This window comes from Microvirga arabica (assembly GCF_016811235.1).
GTDB lineage: Bacteria > Pseudomonadota > Alphaproteobacteria > Rhizobiales > Beijerinckiaceae > Microvirga > Microvirga arabica.
The window spans coordinates 1-16,375 of the sequence record NZ_JAFBID010000048.1; the positions used below are offsets into that span (position 1 = coordinate 1).

Sequence of the window (16,375 nt, forward strand, 5' to 3'; positions counted from 1 at the left end):
GCGAGAGCGGCCTCAGGGTCGACGATGCCGCCGCCTCCGATCCCACAGACCTCATCCTGAGGAGCAGACGAAGTCTGCGTCTCGAAGGATCCAGTGCTCTCTGGAACCTCCTTCGAGACGCCGCTGCCGCGGCTCCTCAGGATGAGGTCGGAGAATCGTGTTGCAGGAGCAGGAGCCCAAGCAAAGGCCCGTGGAGCGGCGCGTGGCGACTCAACAATAGCTTCTGCCTCACCGATCTCCGCCCCAATGCACGCGAGCAGGCGGCTCATGTTGTCGATGCCGCCGGCCTGGAAATAGGCTTCCATCCCGTCGCAGAGTTCCCGCGAAACGGTGGCGTAGGCTGCGAGCCGGGGGTCGGGGCGATCATCGCCCGGAAGCACAGCAAGCTTCACGCCCTGCAGGCGGCACGCGGCCGACAGGCGCTCCAGTCCGTAGCGCCAGTAATCGAGGCCGCCGAGGCAGCGCACGAGCACGAAGCGCGCTTTTGACGCCGTGTTGTCGATGTAGAGATCGACCGAGAGAGGATGGCGCAGGCGGCGCAAGGATGCGAGGCGCAGCGAGGGTCCGCCCGCCCTTAATCTGTGGGCAGCCGCCAGCGCGCCGAGGTCACTGTCCGCAAACGAGAGGACGACGATATCCCCGGGAGGCTGCTGGAGGTCGATCGCCTCCTGGCCTTCCTCAAGGGAAACCGTCGTGACCGGAAGGAGATGCATGTCATCCCGCGCGCAAGGCGGCTTCGACGGCCTTCACGTCGAAGCCTTTGAGGCCGATCACCACCATGCGTCCGTCGCGCGCCTCATTGACCTTCCACGGCCGGTCGAAGTGATGCGCAACGCGCTGGCCGACGCCCTGCACCACGAGGCGCATGGGCTTGCCGTTCACCGGCGCGAAGCCCTTGATGCGCAGCACGCCGGCAGCCTCGGCCGCGCGCTCCACGCGGGCGACGAGAACTTCCGGGGTCGCAACGGCATCGACGGGGATCGCGATGCTCTCGAAATCGTCGTGGTCGTGATCGTCCTCCGTCTCGTGATGAGAGGGGCGGGCGTCGAGATCGGCCTCTGCCGCGGCGCCCATTCCGAGCAGCACGGTCGGGTCCACCTTGCCGTGAGCGGCCTCGATCACCTTCACGGCGCGGGGCAGGTGCTCGTTGATCTCGGCCAGGACCTTGCTCTTGTCGGCGGCCTGCATCTGGTCGGTCTTGTTGAGGATGACGAGGTCAGCACAGAGCAACTGGTCCTCGAACACCTCCTCCAGCGGGTTCTCGTGATCGACGGAGGTATCTGCCGCGCGCTGGGCTTCGAGCGCATCCGGATCGTCGGCGAAGGCGCCGGACGCAACGGCCGGACCGTCCACTACGGCGACCACGCCATCCACCGTCACGCGGGAGCGAATTTCGGGCCAGTTGAAGGCGCGGACCAGGGGCTTCGGCAGGGCGAGGCCGGAAGTCTCGATGAGAATGTGCTCCGGCGGGTTGGGTCGGTTGAGCAGGATGTTCAGGGCGGGCACGAAATCGTCCGCCACCGTGCAGCAGATGCAGCCGTTGGGCAGTTCCACGATATCGTCCTGCGTGCAGCCCTCGATGCCGCAGCCCTCGATGAAGGAGCCGTCGAAGCCGAGGTCGCCGAACTCGTTGACGAGAACCGCAAGGCGGCGCCCATTGGCATTCTCAAGCAAGTGGCGCACCAGGGTGGTTTTGCCGGCCCCGAGGAATCCGGTGATGATCGTGCAGGGGATCTTCGAGAGATCGCTCATGAAAGCTTGCCTTTCGGCGGCGTGTCTCAGGCCGCGCTGTTAAGTCTTGAACGGAGGAATGCGGGCGACCACGCCTTTGCGGAACGCCTCCGGCCGCTCGCGCCACGGCACGAGGCCGTCGGCGGTTGCTGCATAGCGGCGCAGCCCGTCGAGAATGGTCTCCACCGAAGTGTCGGCGCTCAGATCCCCATAGATGTAGGTCCATCGCCCGGGGCCGGAGACCGCGATGGTGCAGGGGCGCTTGCACACGGAGAGGCACTCGACCGGCTCCACACGCACTTTGGGCGCGTCGGGGTGCTCAAGCGCTTCGGTCAGCGCCCGGTGAAGGATCGCGCCGGGCCGGAGCGCCTTGTCGTCCGGGCCACCCGCCTGACGGCAGGCGACGCAGACATGCAGGCAGATCTCCTCAGGGGGTGAGGTCATCGCTTGTGAGCCGATCCGCTCAGGCAAAAGCTGGCAGGGCGAGGAAGGCCGCGCCTGTGACCGCGATGGTTAGACCTGCGAGACGCAGGGCGGGAGCGGCGAGTGTGCCCTTCGCAACCGAGCGGGCGGCAAAAGCCACCCCCGTGGTCAGCGCGGTCTGTATCGTCACGAGACCGATGAGATAGGCGGCAAGCGGGGTGGCTTCGGCGCCGATGATCGACTCGCCCAGGGCGTAGCCATGCACGGCGCCGCCGGCCGCGAACAGAGCGGCAATCAAACCATAGGGCAGGTTGGTGCGCATCGTCGCCGCAAGGCCGAGGGCTACGACGCTGAGCGCCACGAGAAGTTCCGCGTAGGGCAGGTCGGCGCTCATCAGGTGCAGGCCGACACCAGCCGCCATGGCCACGAGCCAGAAGGCCGGAAGCATGAGCCCACGGGCAAAGCGCGAGGCGACGAGGCCGACACCCACGAGGGCGGCGAGGTGATCGAGACCGATGACCGGGTGGCCGAGACCCGAAAGCAGGCCCTGGGTGAAGGTGGCCGGAATCATGCCGCCCATGGGGTGGTGGGCGAAGGCCGGCGTCGCTGCGGCAAGGCCGGCGAGCGTCAGGGCAAGAAGGCGGGTCTTGGGCAGAATCGTCATCGTTCTCTCCGTCGGGAGACTCGTGGTTTTTCGAGTCTGTTGAGCTTCCACGGACGGAACCGAACGACGGTGGGTCATTCGACTACGGTCACCGCCGGCACACCCCGTCCAGCAGACCCGATAGAAGCAAAGGCTGACGGCAGGTCTCCTGGCTCGCGGGTCGATGCTTTTCGCTGCCGCCTTCCCGGGATTAGATCCCAGTGGCATTTGGAGCGAAGGCTCGCCGCTTACAGTTGCGGGGGCAGCCGCGGTGTCTCACCGCATTCCCTTTTCACCCCGTTGCCGGGGCACCGTCACCCCCATGCTTAGCTGGCCAGGGGGGATGTTTCAAGCCTGGGCATCGGGCATGGCCGGCCTTGAAATCGGGTCTCAGCCTGTTCATGGTGCGGCCCTTCCACAGGAAAGCAGGCCGGGATGACCCAGGACGAAGAGGCGCGCCACCGCGCCAAGATGATCAAGCGTAAGGAGGTGCAGGACCGGGAGGTCGCCTCCAAAACCGTCGAGAAGGGGCTCCTCATCGTCCATACCGGCCCAGGCAAGGGCAAGTCGACGGCCGCCTTCGGCCTGATGCTGCGGGCGCTCGGGCGCGGTTTTCGCGTTGGCGTGGTGCAGTTCATCAAGGGTGCCTGGGAGACCGGCGAGCGCATGGCGCTGGACCGCTTCGCCGATCAGGTGGAGTGGCACACCATGGGCGAGGGCTTTACCTGGGAAACCCAGGACCGCTCCCGCGACGTGGCGGCGGCCGAGCGGGCCTGGGAGACGGTGAAGGAGCTGATGGCTCGGGATGATATTCGCCTCCTGGTGCTGGACGAGCTCAACATAGCGCTGCGCTACGAGTACCTAGACCTGACCGAGGTGGTCGAAACCCTGAGGCAGCGCCGGCCCGATCTGCACATCGTGGTTACGGGCCGCAATGCGAAGCCGGAACTGATCGAGGCGGCCGATCTCGTCACCGAGATGACCCTGGTGAAGCACCATTTCGCTGCCGGCGTGAAGGCCCAGGAAGGCGTGGAGTTCTAGATGCGCGCGCTCATGGTGCAGGGCACCGGCTCCAATGTGGGCAAGTCGCTCCTGGTGGCGGGCCTGTGCCGGGTGTTCGCGCGCAAGGGCTTGAGGGTCCGGCCGTTCAAGCCGCAGAACATGTCCAACAATGCCGCCGTCACGGCCGATGGCGGCGAGATCGGCCGAGCCCAGGCGCTGCAGGCGCGGGCGGCGGGCGTGGCACCCAGCGTCCATATGAACCCGGTGCTGCTGAAGCCCCAGAGCGAGATCGGCTCGCAGGTGGTGGTGCAGGGGCGCGTGGTCGGCACGGCGAAGGCGCGCGAGTACCAGTCCTGGAAGCCGCGCCTCATGGAGGCGGTCCTCGACAGCTTTTCGCAGCTCTCCGGCGAAGCCGACCTCGTGCTCGTCGAAGGGGCGGGCTCGGCGTCCGAGGTGAACCTCCGCGCCGGAGACATCGCCAATATGGGCTTTGCCCGCGCGGCGAATGTGCCCGTGGTGCTGGTGGGCGATATCGACCGGGGCGGGGTCATCGCCAGTCTTGTCGGCACCAAGGCGGTAGTCGACGAAGCGGATGCCGCGATGATCCGCGGCTTTATCGTCAACCGCTTCCGGGGCGATCCGGCCCTGTTCGAAAGCGGCATGCGCATTGTAAGCGAGCGCACCGGCTGGCCGGCGCTCGGCCTCGTGCCGCATTTTCCTGACGCCGCCCGCCTTCCGGCGGAGGATGGGTTGGGGTTGCGGCGTGAGGGGCGCAAGGGCTCGGTCGTGATCGCCGTGCCGGTGACGCCGTGGATCTCCAACTTCGACGACCTTGATCCCCTGCGCGAGGAACCGGGCGTGGAGGTGGTTCTGGTCGAAGCCGGTCAGCCTCTGCCGGTGGAAGCGGCGCTCGTGCTGCTGCCGGGCTCCAAAACCACCATCGACGACCTGCTCTTCATCCGCCGGCAGGGCTGGGACATCGACCTCAAGGCGCATGTGCGTCGAGGCGGACGGGTGCTCGGCCTCTGCGGCGGCTACCAGATGCTGGGGCAGCGGATCGACGATCCTTTCGGCATCGAAGGAGAGGCGGGCCGCACCATTGAGGGCCTCGGGCTTCTCGACGTGTCGACCACGCTGACAGCAGAGAAACGGCTGGAGGCCGTGACAGGCGCCACGATCCCCGACGGAACGCCGCTTTCCGGCTACGAGATGCATATCGGCGAGACATCGGGACCAGACGCATCGCGGCAGCCCTTCGCGCGACTGGCGAATGGACACGCTGATGGAGCCGTCTCGGCCGATGGCCGCGTGGCGGGCACCTACGTGCACGGCCTCTTCGCCGACGATCGCCAGCGAGCGCGATGGCTCAAGCTGTTAGGCGCCGAGACGAGCGATCTGGCCTACGAGGCTCTGGTCGACGATATCCTCGACCGCTTCGCCGATCACCTCGAGGCGCATCTCGATTGCGAGCGGCTGCTGGCGATCAGCGCCCGATGATCCAGGCCAGCAACGCCGATCCCGCAGCGAGACCGAAGAGCAGCGCGCAGGCCGTGCGGTAGAGGGCAAGCGCCCGGTCGATGTCGTCGGCCGTTGCCTCCGCGCGTCCATTTCCCATCCAGTGATCTTCGACCCGGACGTCGCCATAGACGCGCGGTCCCGCAAGCCGCAGGCCCAGCGCTCCTGCCATTGCGGCCTCGGGCCAGCCGGCATTGGGCGAGCGGTGATGAGAGGCATCGCGGCGGACAGCGCGCCATGCATTCAGGGGAGAGGCTCCCCGATGCAGGGCAGCTGCAGCAACGATGAGAAGCGCCGACAGGCGCGAGGCGGGCAGGTTCACCAGATCGTCGAACCGCGCCGCCGCCCAGCCGAAGGCCTCGTGCCGGGGCGTGCGGTGGCCGATCATGCTGTCGGCGGTGTTGGCCGCCTTGTAGAGCGCCGCGCCCGGCAGGCCGCCGAAGCCGAGCCAGAAGGCGGGCGCCACGATTCCGTCGGAGAAGTTTTCCGCCAGGCTCTCGATTGCGGCGCGGGAGACTCCCGCCTCGTCGAGCCTCTGCGGATTGCGCCCGACGATCATGGAGACGGCCCTGCGCCCGCCTTCAATTCCATCCTCGCGCAGCCCCTTCGACACGGCCGCCACATGCTCGTGCAGGCTGCGCTGGGCGATGAGGCTGCTGGCGAGAATGGCCAGGAGAAGAATTCCGATGAGGCCGAGTGGCTGGAGGAGCGCGCTCAGCGCCCAGGCCGTCAGTCCTGTTGCGGTAAGCAGAACCAGGAGCGCCACGATGCCGGCCATGCGCCGCTCCCGGAAGGACCAAGCGTCCCGGTTCAAACCCTGGTCGAGCCCCTTGATCAGCCGCCCGATCCAGGTGACGGGATGGCCGATCGCCGTGTAAAGGCGGTCGGGATAGCCCACAGCCGCCTCCGCCGCGAGGGCGAGGCACAAGATCGGGAGGCTGTCGGAGAGGGCCATGGGTGAACGGGATGGGTGAGATGCGGATCTGGCACGGGGGCGATCTGGACGAGGCCCGGCGGCTGTTTCCGCAGGCACCCGAGCCATGGATCGACCTGTCGACGGGGATCAACCCCATAGCCTATCCGGTGCCCCTCTTGCCAGCCTCCCTGTTCGAGCGGTTGCCGTCGCCGGCCGATCACCGGGATCTCGAGGCAGCAGCCCGGGAAGCCTATGGCGCCAACGATGCCGCGATGGTGGTTGCGGCGCCCGGCACGCAGGTTCTGATCAGCCTGATACCGCATCTGCGCTCACGTTCGCGTGTCGCCATCCTGGGACCAACCTATGCGGAGCATGCCTATGCCTGGCGCAACGCCGGGCACGACGTGGACGAAGTCCCGTCTCCGGACCGTCTCGACAGTGCGAATGTGGCGGTCGTGGTCAATCCCAACAATCCCGATGGCCGACTGCTGGACCGCGAGACCCTGCTTCGCCTGGCCGAGCATCTGCGCCCCCAGGGTGGGTGGCTTGTGGTGGATGAGGCCTTTGCCGATTTCGACGCCGGCGAGAGCCTCGCGCCTGTGTTGCCAGCCAATGCAGTTGTCCTGCGCTCCTTCGGCAAGACCTATGGCCTGGCGGGGCTTAGGATCGGCTTCGCGGTGGCGCCGGAGCCGATCGCCGCGAGGTTGAGATCGGCGCTCGGGCCCTGGGCCGTGTCGGGGCCTGCCCTGGAGGCGGGTCGGAAGGCTCTGCGCGACCGGGAATGGCTTGAGGCGACCCGAGCGGACCGCACCGTCGACGCCCGCCGCCTGGACGCTCTCCTGAGCTCGGTTTCAGACGCGACCCTGCGAGGCACGATCCTCTATCGTCTGCTCGAAAGCTCCTCGGCAGGCCGACTTTTCCGGGCGCTGGGAGAGCATGGCATCTGGGTGAGGCGGTTTCAGTACAGCCCGCATCTGCTCAGATTCGGGCTGCCCCGCGATGAAGCAGAGTGGCGGCGTCTTGAAGCGGTATTGACCCGCTTTTCTTTAAGCTAAGCGTCCGTTTCTTCATCGATCAGAAAAAAGGAAAGCCGCGCCCAGTTTATAAAACCGGTTCGCGGCTCTAGCCGTATCTGCCCCCACCGACACGGTAGTTTCTTAAAGTATATGTTTGGTCAACGTGTGTATAATCGTTCCGCTTCAATGAAAAAACCATAAGCTGATTTGTCCGCTAAATGGAGTAGTGGAAATTACGTAGGCCCCTGCGGCCAAGCTTATGCCTAGGCATGAAAACTGCGTGGAATAAACTTGGCTATTCGCTCGATGGCGGCTCGAAGACAGTCCTTAAATTCGTTCAAACAAAAGGATTACCGTCCCATAGGCTTCGAGGCCGTTTGCTTTCGGAACGGAAACCGCGTCTTGGGAAAGCATCTTGCGATCTTTGCAGCGCAAAGTGTCGCACCTCTCTGATCCAGGAGGCCTTTTGGGGGGGTGTCCACCGGTTCGCCGGACACCTGTCCCCGTCCGTCGCCGAGCCCGAACGATACGATCGCTATTGTGATGATCGGGGATGTTGAGCGAGGAACCAGCCGATAGCGCCTGAGTTCAGCCCTCTGACATGGCCTGAGGACATGGCCCTGAAGGAGAGCATCTCATGAACACCCGAAGCTGGACGGCGCTCGCGCTCGTCGCCCTTGCCGTTGTCGTCGTCTTCTTCGCGCTTCGCGAAACGCACTCCGATCCGGAGGGCGCACCGGGCCGGGCCGCCAGCCAGGAGACGATCAAGCCGATCCCGTCCAACCCGGATACGGTCGCTCCGCGCTGATCGGGCACGGAGCTGCTCAGGTTGGTTTCGCTGTGCCTACCGCCTCAGGCGTTTCACGTTGGCACGGACTTTCTTGCGATATCCCTTGACGATCGCGTGAGCGGAGCCGCCGGCGGCAAGCACGGCGGCCGCCTCGGTGAAAGCCGTGATCTTCTCCGTCACCATGAGCATGTTCTCGGCCGGGGAGCCCCGGCCCATCGCAGCATGTGACATACGGGTCCAGATCACCGCCTGCGCCTCGAAGGCCAGCATCGTGGTGTCTGTTGCGAGTTTCATCCAGGGTAAGAGCATCGGAACTCCTGAGGCGCTTCCATCTACTGATAACATCAAGCGCCGGCATCTGATCCTCTCGAACCTGAGAGGCTGGGCCACATCCCTTTGAGGAGAGCAGGATCTGCTCGAAAGAGTGGAGGGGCGATTCAGAGTGAATTTCAGCGATGCATGCTGTCGATTAACATTGGTGTATATAGTGAGGGGCATCCCCTCAGGTCCAGAGTTGTCGGGGGGATCGCCTGTGCCCCGTTATTACATCGATATCAGAAGCCATTTCGGAATCAACGAGGATCCGAGCGGCGTCGAGTTGCCGGATATCGCGGCCGCCAAGTCCGAAGCCCTGAAGGTAGTTCAGACGCTCCTGCACAACTGGGCCGCGATGCCGTCGGGTTACAGCGACGAGATCTTCATCGAGATCGTCGGTGAGGATCTTCGCCCGGTGCTGATCATTCCCTGCTCCGACATTGAAACGACGAAGCGTTGAACGCTACAGGATGCGTCGTTGTGAAACGGGCGCAGCGTCGATCAGTTGTTGCTGACCCAGCCTGACAGAGCGGTCTCGGGGAATCGGTCTGTCGGCACCGCGACCCGCACGGGCGCGGGAGGTTGTGCTCTCGTCATGCAGTCACGCATATGATCCCGGCGAGCCGCCTTGACGATCTCCCTGTAGTCCTCGCTGGATCTGTTGCGGGTTCTGTGGATCAACCGGGTCTCCTTGTAGCACGCATCCCAGCGCGCTTTCCCTTCCGGGGTAGAGGCCCATCCTCCCTCCTGAGCGAAAGCACTCGCGGAGATAAGGCTCGCTGCGGCAAAGACGAACAAAGTCGAAAAACGCATATCGTTGCTCACGTTGTGAGGATCGGCTCACTTCATGAACAATAACAGCCTCAGGCTTCGTTCGTCTCATCCGAGGGGCTAGAGCAAAAGTGGATCCACTTTTGCGCCAAGGGGCAGGCGGGAGTAAGCGGCGGCGCATGCCGCTTCCGGTGCACAGTCCGGCTTCAGGGGAGCTGGCAGCAGATGAGGAACGCCGTCAGCGCAGCCACGAGTGCCGTAGCCACAAGGCCTCTGTCGATGGGATCATTGGGCACCGCTTTGCGGCCCAGAACTCGCCTCATCGGAACCCAGCTCTCTGTGAAATTAACATAGGTTGCTTAGGTGTGGCAGGATGAGCCGGTGTCAACGTCGCCCCCATCTACAACTAAGGGCTGAAATCCCGCGTCTCGATTTGTGCACCAGAGACAATGGGACTTCACCGAGAGCTCCGGGAGCGATCGGCTTCATGAATCGCTCTCGGGCAGGGTGAAGACCCGCTGCGGCTTCTCGACGTCGCGCAGCCGGTAGCGTCCGAGATCGACCAGGGGTCGATTCACCTCGCGCGCAAGGGCGTGGGAGACGATCACCGGCCGGTCCAGGCGCTTGGCCAGATCCAGGAGTCTGCTGGCCCGGTTCACGGCCGGGCCGATCACCGTGAAATCGAGCCGGTGCGAGGCTCCCACATTGCCATAGGCCACTTCGCCCACATGCAGCGCCAGGCCGTGCTCCAGAGGAGGGCTGCCGGAGAACGCGCGCTGAACGTTCTCGGCCTCGCTTCGCCGGCAGAACTCCTGGGCGGCCGCCAGCGCCTGACGGCAGGCTGCCGCGCGGTCGCGCTCGGCCGAGGTCGGGAAGATCGCCAGCACGGCATCGCCGATGAACTTGAGCACCTCGCCGCCATGCGCCCCCACCACATCACCGATGATGCCGAACCAGGCATTCAGATGGGCCAGCACCGCCGGGATGGGGGATTGCTCGGACAGGAGCGTGAAGCCCCGCAAGTCGGCAAACCAGATCGCTGCCTCGATCATCTCCACGGCGCCCCGATCCACCCGGCCCTCGATGATGCGCTGTCCCGTGCGGGGGCCGACATAGGTCTCGAGCAGGTCGACGGCGATGCGGCGCAGGACATGCCGCTCCAGGTACGGGCTCAGAAGCCTTGTGGCGCGCTCCAGCCGGTCGAGCGATGCAGGGTCGAAACCCTCCGGGTCCCGGGTGGCGAAGGAAATCACGGCGGTGCGGGTCCGGTCCAGGAAAGGCAGGGGATACATGATGTAGTCCGCCCCTCCGGCGAGGCGCAGCTCCTCCAGGAGCGGCAGGTCGGGGCAGGGCGCCCCGAGCCGGCGGCGGAACGGCTGCTCGGTGTCGTCGACGATCCGGGTCGGGCTGTTGAGGTAGGACGGCGATGTGGCAGCCGTGGCCCGGTCGGCTTCGCGCATCGACAGGCTCTCGCTCGTCCAGACGTGCTGCCAGCCGCTCACCTCCGGATGCAGCACCTCCAGGCCCAGGGAGGCGCGCCAGACGGGGGTACCGGATCGCACGACTTCCTTGCAGAAGCCGGCAAACAGCTCCTGCACGGTATCGTGCCGGGCCTCATCGGCCAGCCAGCGCGCGAGAGCTTCCGTCCGATCCATCGATCCGACCACTTCAATGCGATCCGTGTTGGCCCGATCACCGGCCGGGTTCCTGCGAGGAGCTCTCATGACCCTACGCTTGGGACGCCTTCTCGGGCGCCCCGAACGGACCAAGTGTACAGCCTGGGGTGCAACTCAGCGAGCCCGCTGACGACAGGCGGGTCCCGAGGGCCACGAAGGCCGGCGCATCTCGCCGGTAGCGCGAGCCCCTTGCCTTTCAAGCAGCATCCGTTTGGAACTGCCCAAATGACCTATCGTTTACCTAATGTGAGGTATATCGGTGGCCATGCGGCGCCGACATCCGATTCGGGGCAGCCATGATCTAGCGCTACTATGAGGCAGGGCAGCGATGGAACTGGAGAAGATCAAAGAGGCCATTGTGGCTTCCACGCGCGATGAGGAACTGGCCTCGGCGACCTGCTACGAGGTCGAGGCCTATGCCAGGCTCTGGCCCTTCGTTTTCCTGGTCAACGACTGGGACGTGTGGAACGGCAGCAAGAGAGCGCTCAAGCTTCAGGTCGTTCGCTGGCTCGAGAATGAGGGCGCGCCTTACGACTTTTTCCATATCCGCACCGGCTTTGGCCTGATGGGGTTCAAGGACCAGGAGGCGGCCAAAAGTTTCGAGCGGCGGTGGTCCGGCCCGTCAGAAGCGACATCGGCCTCGACCGGAGATTGGAACCCGCACCCGCTCAAGAGCACCTTCGAGCCTGTTCACGCCAATTAGCCAAGCCGCGGACGAACGTTCCCGCTAAGCGTGGCAGCGGGCCTTCCCAGTCAAGTGCAGATGGTTAAGTCGGAGGCGGCGTGACGCTGCCTCAAAAGTGGGTTCGAACCTGCGGAGGAGGGTGCGGCACTGAGCCTCAAGAGCAGAGTGGCTGGGGGACCTGGATTCGAACCAAGACTAACGGAGTCAGAGTCCGCTGTTCTACCATTAAACTATCCCCCACCGAACGGACTGATATCTTTCGCTCTTTTTCCAGGAGCTGTCCCGCGAGGGGGAAGATGTGTCAGCCGGCGCTGTGGTGGCGGTGAGATAGGGGGCTTTTGACGCCTCGTCAAGCCTCGAATTCACCGGCTGAGTTGGTCTGTTCGAACAGAGCTGGGCTGTGCGACGCCACAGACTTGATTTCTGCTCGCCATTGGGCTCTCGGCCCGTGTGCTCACGCACCGCTCGTCTTCACCGAAATGGTTCAGGAACAAGGCTCCGCTTCTAATGATCGAGATCATCTCATCATTATAGTGTTGCCTTTCGGGCTTGCGGATTTTAGTCAGGTTCGGTGGGGTCTGACTTTACGTTAGTTTATTCAGAGGAACGGTTTTATGGCGACCAAGAGAGTTAACAGCAAGGGTGTGGCGATGGGCACATCCGGAAGCGACAAAGTCTACGGTGACAGCCGCGGCAATGTTCTTGGGGGCGCCGGAGGGAATGACACTCTTTGGGGCCGAGGCGGTGGCGATGTCATCGATGGCGGGTCCGGCAACGACAAGCTCTACGGTGAAGGCGGGAATGACATTCTCGCAGGTGGCTTGGGCCAGGATACGCTGGTTGGAGGCTCTGGGTACGATTTCTTCGGCTTCGATACCAAGCCGTCGAGCAGCAACATCGATGTCATTGACGATTTCAGTGTCAAGTACGACTCGATCCTCCTTGATAAGAAGATCTTCAAGGTGTCCGCCGACTCGAAAGGCTACATCCGGTCATCCGCTTTCTGGACGGGTTCTGAAGCGCACGACTCCAGTGATCGTATCATCTACGACAAGGGTACGGGCGCCCTATACTACGATGCTGACGGCACAGGTTCGAAGACCGCTGTGCAATTTGCCCAGCTCGATGCGAATCTGAGACTGACCTACAAGGACTTCGGTGTGTTGTAGGCTTGAGCCTAGCCGGCCTCATTCCTGTGCCGGATACGCCCAATCGACTCAATCCATAGCGCCGCCTCCGGGCGGCGTTTCCATGTCGAGACCGGCCCTTGCGGCGGCCTCGTCCTCCGCGTCGGCCGCATCGGCGGCAATCCGCTCGTAGCGGTCGAGCGCTCCCTGCAGGATGTAGGCCGCAGCCATCTTGTCCACCGCGTCGGCGCGCTTGGCCCGGGAGGCGTCCGCATCGAGCAGGGTGCGAGTCACCACCATGGTGGACATGCGCTCGTCCCAGAACAGGACCGGCAGGGGCAGCAGGGGCTTCATGTTCCGGATGAAGGCGCGGGTGGCCTGCGAGCGCGGGCCTTCCGTGCCGTCCATGTTGAGCGGAAGGCCGAAGACGAGCCCACCCACCTCGTAGCGGTCGGCGAGATCCTTGATGCGCCCCACGTCAGGGGTGAACTTCACCCGCTTGATCGTCTCCAGCGGCGTTGCGATCCGCCGCTCCACGTCGGAGAGGGCAAGGCCGATGGTCTTGGTGCCGAGGTCGAGACCCATGAGGCGCGCGCGCGGGGGCAGGCCGTCGATGAAGGCGACCAGCTCGTCGTCCTTGGAAATCATGCGCAGCCTCCTCATCAGCCTCGTGGATTACAGGCAGTATAGAGGAAGTGGCGTTGCGTCGAGCGCACTCCGTGTCATCCCCGGCGCATGAAGTGCGGGAAGGGGATCCAGTCACACCCTCGGTGCCGTGGATTCCCTTCCCCTCCGCTGCGCGTCCTTCCGCGAATGACAGCAGGGCTTATGCCGCGCTGCTGGTCACCGGGGAGGTGGGACTCGTGACATCTGTCCGGGGGCGCAGGGCCTCGCCGGTGCCTCGGAACAGGTGGCAGAACGCGCGGGCGAGATCGACGGAAACGGTCGAGCCCGCCTCGTGCCGCGCGTCGCCGGGCTCGCGGACGGTGAGACGGCGGCCCTGGCCCGCATCCACGTAGAGGAGGTGATTCTCGCCCAGCTCCTCCACCAGCTCCACGCGGCCGGAGAGAGTGCCCTCGGGGCTGATCCTCACATGATCCGGCCTGATGCCCAGCGTGACCGGCTCTCCGGCCTCCACGCCGTCCGGCTGAACCGGGACCGACAGGGTGCCGCCGCCGGGTAGGCTCACCAGCACCTCGCCCGGACCGACGCCTGCGACCTGGCACTCGATGAAGTTCATCTGCGGCGAGCCGATGAAGCCTGCCACGAACAGGTTCGCCGGGTGGTGATAGAGCTCCAGCGGCGTGCCCACCTGCTCGATGCGGCCAGCGTTAAGCACCACGATCCGGTCGGCGAGCGTCATCGCCTCCACCTGGTCGTGGGTCACGTAGATCATGGTGGCGCGTGTGTCGTTGTGGAGCTTGGCGATCTCGATGCGCGTTTGCACGCGAAGCGCTGCGTCGAGGTTGGAGAGCGGCTCGTCGAAGAGAAAAACCTTCGGATCGCGCACGATGGCGCGGCCGATGGCGACGCGCTGGCGCTGGCCGCCGGAGAGCTGGCGCGGCTTGCGGTCGAGCAGGGCCTCGATCTGCAGCAGGCGCGCGGCTTCCCGCACCTTGGCATCGATTTCGGTCTTCGAGGACTTCGCCAGCTCAAGCCCAAAGGCCATGTTGTCGTAGACATTCATGTGCGGGTAGAGCGCGTAGGACTGGAACACCATGGCGATGCCGCGCTTGGCGGGCGCGAGGTCGTTCACCCGCTCGCCGCCGATGAAGAGATCGCCCCCGGTGATGTCCTCCAGGCCCGCGATGAGGCGGAGCAGCGTCGACTTCCCGCAGCCGGAGGGGCCCACGAAAACGACGAACTCGCCGTCACGGATGTCGAGATCGACTCCGTGGATGACCTTCGCGCGTCCGAAAGATTTCTGGACGTTCTTGAGAACCACATCAGCCATTGCAGACCATTCCTTGAACTATCCCTTCACCGCGCCTGCCGTGAGGCCCGCCACGATCTTGCGCTGGAACACGAGCACTAGGGCGATGATCGGCAGGGTCACGATGACGGAGGCCGCCATGATCGTGCCCCAGGGCAGCTCATAGGCCGTGGAGCCGGTCATGAGGGCGATGGCGGGCGGCACCGTGCGCCGTTCGTTGGTGAGGGTGAAGGTGAGGGCGAAGAGGAACTCGTTCCACGATACGATGAAGGCAAGCAGTCCCGTCGTCACCGCGGCCGGCGCCATGAGCGGCAGGAAAACACGCCGCACGACGATCCAGGGCGTCGCGCCGTCGACGAAGGCCGCCTCCTCGATCTCCTTCGGCAGCTCGCGCATGAAGGTGGTCAGCACCCAGATGGTGAAGGGCAGGGTGAGCATGAGATTGGCAAGGATCAGGCCCGGCAGGGTGTTGTAAAGTCCGAGGCTGCGGATCAGCTCGAACATGCCCGACAGCACCGCCACCTGCGGGAACATGGAAACCGCAAGGATCGTCATGAGCAGGAGCGCGCGGCCGCGAAACGCGATGCGCCCGAAGGCGTAGGCTGCCGTCATGCCTAAGCCCAGCGAGATGGCGACCACAGCGCCTGCGACGATGATCGAGTTGAGGATATTCTGGCCGAAGGGCTGGCGGTCGAAGACGGCGATGTAGTTCGAGACATCGAAGCTCTCCGGCAGATAGGCGATCGTGAACAGCGAGGAGCCTGAGCGGAAGGACGAGATGATAGCGTAATAGAGCGGGAAGAGTGCGAAGACCCCGATGGCAACGACGAGAAGCCAGAAACCGATGCGGCTGAGGATTTTCATCGCGGATCCTCCCCGAGGCGCATGCGTCCTGCCGCCAGGGTGATGACGACGATGAGCGCGATGATCAGGAAGATCAGCGTGGAGGCGGCGGAGCCCAGGCCGACCTCCTGGAAGTCCACGAGCTGCTGGCGCGCATAGATGGACATGGATGCCGTGTCCCGCGAATTCGAGGTCAGCACATAGATGAGGTCGAACACGCGCAGCGCATCGAGGCTGCGGAAGATCACCGCGACCAGCAGCGCCGGCTTGATCAGCGGCAGGGTGATGCGGAAGAACACCCGGATGGGGGACACGCCGTCCACCTTCGCGGCCTCGTAGATGTCCTGCGGCAGCATCTGCAGGGCGGCCAGGATGAGCAGGGCCATGAAGGAGGTGTGCTTCCAGACGTCCACGGCGACGGCGGCCCAGAGCGCGGTGTCTGCATTGGCCGTCCAGGTCATGGGCGCGGCGATCAGGCCGACGCGCAGGAGCATGTCGTTGATGACGCCGAACTGGTCGTGCAGCATCCAATTCCACATCTTGGCGGACACGATGGTGGGGATTGCCCAGGGAATGAGGATGATGGCGCGCATGATTCCGCGGCCCGGGAAGGCGGCGTTGAGGATCAGCGCGACGATGATCCCCAGCACGGTCTCGATGGATACGGAGACCAGGGTGAACCACACCGTGTTCCAGACGGATTGCCACCAGTCGGGATCGGTCAAAAGTCCCAGCCATTCGCCGTCGTAATTGGCGAGATAATTCTCGAACCCGATGAACTCGTAGTCGCTGAGGTTATTCAGGTCCGCGTCGGTGAAGCTGAACCAGATCGTTCGCGCCAGGGGCCATCCGGCGATGAGCGCGAGGATGATAAGGCTCGGCGCGATGAAGAGCCATGCGGAGCGAAGGCGCGAGCGCGTCAGGGACGAGCGGCGTCCCCGCGCCTGTTGCGGCACAGGGACGTTTCCTTGAGCGACCGCGCTGGTCAT

General features: G+C 64.6%; 17 protein-coding genes, 1 tRNA gene, 1 pseudogene and 1 riboswitch. Of the genes and pseudogenes, 7 read left to right on the forward strand and 12 right to left on the reverse strand.

Annotated features, from left to right (window positions below; all coding sequences use genetic code 11):
• The 4 genes and pseudogenes from JQC81_RS20570 to JQC81_RS20585 form a co-directional block, all read right to left on the reverse strand.
• Nucleotides 1-713: pseudogene (locus JQC81_RS20570) on the reverse strand (hypothetical protein); the annotation flags it as partial.
• Between the two features lies 1 nt (nt 714).
• Nucleotides 715-1,752 carry a cobalamin biosynthesis protein CobW gene (gene cobW, locus JQC81_RS20575; RefSeq protein WP_203273631.1) on the reverse strand — a complete coding sequence of 346 codons (1,038 nt, stop codon included), beginning with the start codon at nt 1,750-1,752 and terminating at the stop codon, nt 715-717.
• Nucleotides 1,753-1,791: 39 nt separating this feature from the next.
• Nucleotides 1,792-2,175: a DUF1636 family protein gene (locus tag JQC81_RS20580; RefSeq protein ID WP_203273632.1), complete on the reverse strand. Its 384-nt coding sequence runs from the start codon at nt 2,173-2,175 to the stop codon at nt 1,792-1,794.
• Nucleotides 2,176-2,194: 19 nt separating this feature from the next.
• Complete coding sequence (locus JQC81_RS20585) at nt 2,195-2,818, reverse strand: HupE/UreJ family protein (protein WP_203273633.1); 624 nt, start codon at nt 2,816-2,818, stop codon at nt 2,195-2,197.
• A 121-nt stretch (nt 2,819-2,939) separates the two neighbouring features.
• A riboswitch (cobalamin riboswitch) is annotated at nt 2,940-3,128 on the reverse strand.
• A gap of 104 nt (nt 3,129-3,232) precedes the next feature.
• Between JQC81_RS20585 and cobO the strand changes: the two genes are divergently transcribed.
• Together cobO and JQC81_RS20595 are read left to right on the forward strand one after the other, a co-directional pair.
• A complete protein-coding gene (cobO, locus tag JQC81_RS20590; protein WP_203273634.1) occupies nt 3,233-3,838 on the forward strand; it encodes a cob(I)yrinic acid a,c-diamide adenosyltransferase in 606 nt (201 codons plus the stop codon).
• 12 nt (nt 3,839-3,850) lie between these two features.
• Nucleotides 3,851-5,296 (forward strand): cobyric acid synthase, encoded by a 1,446-nt coding sequence (locus tag JQC81_RS20595; RefSeq protein ID WP_203273678.1) that lies wholly within the window; start codon nt 3,851-3,853, stop codon nt 5,294-5,296.
• On the opposite strand, the gene cbiB is transcribed toward JQC81_RS20595, so the two are convergent.
• Nucleotides 5,283-6,269, reverse strand: coding sequence for an adenosylcobinamide-phosphate synthase CbiB (gene cbiB / locus JQC81_RS20600; RefSeq protein ID WP_203273635.1), 987 nt, complete (start codon nt 6,267-6,269; stop codon nt 5,283-5,285). The genes JQC81_RS20595 and cbiB overlap by 14 nt on opposite strands.
• A gap of 20 nt (nt 6,270-6,289) precedes the next feature.
• Between cbiB and cobD the strand changes: the two genes are divergently transcribed.
• Complete coding sequence (cobD, locus tag JQC81_RS20605) at nt 6,290-7,285, forward strand: threonine-phosphate decarboxylase CobD (RefSeq protein ID WP_312887561.1); 996 nt, start codon at nt 6,290-6,292, stop codon at nt 7,283-7,285.
• A gap of 598 nt (nt 7,286-7,883) precedes the next feature.
• A complete protein-coding gene (locus tag JQC81_RS20610) occupies nt 7,884-8,054 on the forward strand; it encodes a hypothetical protein (protein ID WP_203273637.1) in 171 nt (56 codons plus the stop codon).
• 36 nt (nt 8,055-8,090) lie between these two features.
• On the opposite strand, the gene JQC81_RS20615 is transcribed toward JQC81_RS20610, so the two are convergent.
• Complete coding sequence (locus JQC81_RS20615) at nt 8,091-8,345, reverse strand: hypothetical protein (protein ID WP_203273638.1); 255 nt, start codon at nt 8,343-8,345, stop codon at nt 8,091-8,093.
• A 223-nt stretch (nt 8,346-8,568) separates the two neighbouring features.
• Between JQC81_RS20615 and JQC81_RS20620 the strand changes: the two genes are divergently transcribed.
• On the forward strand, nt 8,569-8,811 hold the full coding sequence (locus tag JQC81_RS20620; protein ID WP_203273639.1) for a DUF6894 family protein: 243 nt from the start codon (nt 8,569-8,571) through the stop codon (nt 8,809-8,811).
• Nucleotides 8,812-9,607: 796 nt separating this feature from the next.
• Here JQC81_RS20620 and JQC81_RS20625 read toward each other — a convergent pair.
• Nucleotides 9,608-10,846: an adenylate/guanylate cyclase domain-containing protein gene (locus JQC81_RS20625; RefSeq protein WP_203273640.1), complete on the reverse strand. Its 1,239-nt coding sequence runs from the start codon at nt 10,844-10,846 to the stop codon at nt 9,608-9,610.
• 280 nt (nt 10,847-11,126) lie between these two features.
• On the opposite strand from JQC81_RS20625, the gene JQC81_RS20630 reads away from it, so the two are divergent.
• On the forward strand, nt 11,127-11,501 hold the full coding sequence (locus JQC81_RS20630; protein WP_203273641.1) for a hypothetical protein: 375 nt from the start codon (nt 11,127-11,129) through the stop codon (nt 11,499-11,501).
• Nucleotides 11,502-11,649: 148 nt separating this feature from the next.
• Here JQC81_RS20630 and JQC81_RS20635 read toward each other — a convergent pair.
• A tRNA-Gln gene (locus tag JQC81_RS20635) sits at nt 11,650-11,723 on the reverse strand.
• A 374-nt stretch (nt 11,724-12,097) separates the two neighbouring features.
• Here JQC81_RS20635 and JQC81_RS20640 point away from each other — a divergent pair.
• The gene (locus JQC81_RS20640) at nt 12,098-12,652 is read left to right on the forward strand and encodes a calcium-binding protein (protein ID WP_203273642.1); all 555 of its coding nucleotides are present in this window, start codon (nt 12,098-12,100) and stop codon (nt 12,650-12,652) included.
• Nucleotides 12,653-12,700: 48 nt separating this feature from the next.
• On the opposite strand, the gene ruvX is transcribed toward JQC81_RS20640, so the two are convergent.
• The 4 genes from ruvX to JQC81_RS20660 all read right to left on the reverse strand — a co-directional run bounded on the left by ruvX (nt 12,701) and on the right by JQC81_RS20660 (nt 16,375).
• A complete protein-coding gene (ruvX, locus tag JQC81_RS20645) occupies nt 12,701-13,258 on the reverse strand; it encodes a Holliday junction resolvase RuvX (RefSeq protein WP_203273643.1) in 558 nt (185 codons plus the stop codon).
• A gap of 178 nt (nt 13,259-13,436) precedes the next feature.
• The gene (locus JQC81_RS20650) at nt 13,437-14,564 is read right to left on the reverse strand and encodes an ABC transporter ATP-binding protein (RefSeq protein ID WP_203273644.1); all 1,128 of its coding nucleotides are present in this window, start codon (nt 14,562-14,564) and stop codon (nt 13,437-13,439) included.
• Nucleotides 14,565-14,582: 18 nt separating this feature from the next.
• Entirely contained in the window at nt 14,583-15,407 is an 825-nt protein-coding gene (locus JQC81_RS20655) for a carbohydrate ABC transporter permease (RefSeq protein WP_203273645.1), read from the reverse strand.
• Entirely contained in the window at nt 15,404-16,375 is a 972-nt protein-coding gene (locus JQC81_RS20660) for a carbohydrate ABC transporter permease (RefSeq protein WP_203273646.1), read from the reverse strand. The genes JQC81_RS20655 and JQC81_RS20660 overlap by 4 nt, the downstream gene beginning before the upstream one ends.

Coding starts and splice junctions, on each gene's coding strand:
- JQC81_RS20585 (WP_203273633.1), bottom strand. CDS start 2,818: ATGACGATTCTGCCCAAGACCCGCCTTCTTGCCCTGACGCTCGCCGGC.
- JQC81_RS20640 (WP_203273642.1), top strand. CDS start 12,098: ATGGCGACCAAGAGAGTTAACAGCAAGGGTGTGGCGATGGGCACATCC.
- JQC81_RS20615 (WP_203273638.1), bottom strand. CDS start 8,345: ATGCTCTTACCCTGGATGAAACTCGCAACAGACACCACGATGCTGGCC.
- cobO (WP_203273634.1), top strand. CDS start 3,233: ATGACCCAGGACGAAGAGGCGCGCCACCGCGCCAAGATGATCAAGCGT.
- JQC81_RS20655 (WP_203273645.1), bottom strand. CDS start 15,407: ATGAAAATCCTCAGCCGCATCGGTTTCTGGCTTCTCGTCGTTGCCATC.
- JQC81_RS20595 (WP_203273678.1), top strand. CDS start 3,851: ATGGTGCAGGGCACCGGCTCCAATGTGGGCAAGTCGCTCCTGGTGGCG.
- JQC81_RS20660 (WP_203273646.1), bottom strand. CDS start 16,375: ATGACCAGCGCGGTCGCTCAAGGAAACGTCCCTGTGCCGCAACAGGCG.
- JQC81_RS20650 (WP_203273644.1), bottom strand. CDS start 14,564: ATGGCTGATGTGGTTCTCAAGAACGTCCAGAAATCTTTCGGACGCGCG.
- cobW (WP_203273631.1), bottom strand. CDS start 1,752: ATGAGCGATCTCTCGAAGATCCCCTGCACGATCATCACCGGATTCCTC.
- JQC81_RS20630 (WP_203273641.1), top strand. CDS start 11,127: ATGGAACTGGAGAAGATCAAAGAGGCCATTGTGGCTTCCACGCGCGAT.
- cbiB (WP_203273635.1), bottom strand. CDS start 6,269: ATGGCCCTCTCCGACAGCCTCCCGATCTTGTGCCTCGCCCTCGCGGCG.
- cobD (WP_312887561.1), top strand. CDS start 6,290: ATGCGGATCTGGCACGGGGGCGATCTGGACGAGGCCCGGCGGCTGTTT.
- ruvX (WP_203273643.1), bottom strand. CDS start 13,258: ATGATTTCCAAGGACGACGAGCTGGTCGCCTTCATCGACGGCCTGCCC.
- JQC81_RS20625 (WP_203273640.1), bottom strand. CDS start 10,846: ATGAGAGCTCCTCGCAGGAACCCGGCCGGTGATCGGGCCAACACGGAT.
- JQC81_RS20610 (WP_203273637.1), top strand. CDS start 7,884: ATGAACACCCGAAGCTGGACGGCGCTCGCGCTCGTCGCCCTTGCCGTT.
- JQC81_RS20580 (WP_203273632.1), bottom strand. CDS start 2,175: ATGACCTCACCCCCTGAGGAGATCTGCCTGCATGTCTGCGTCGCCTGC.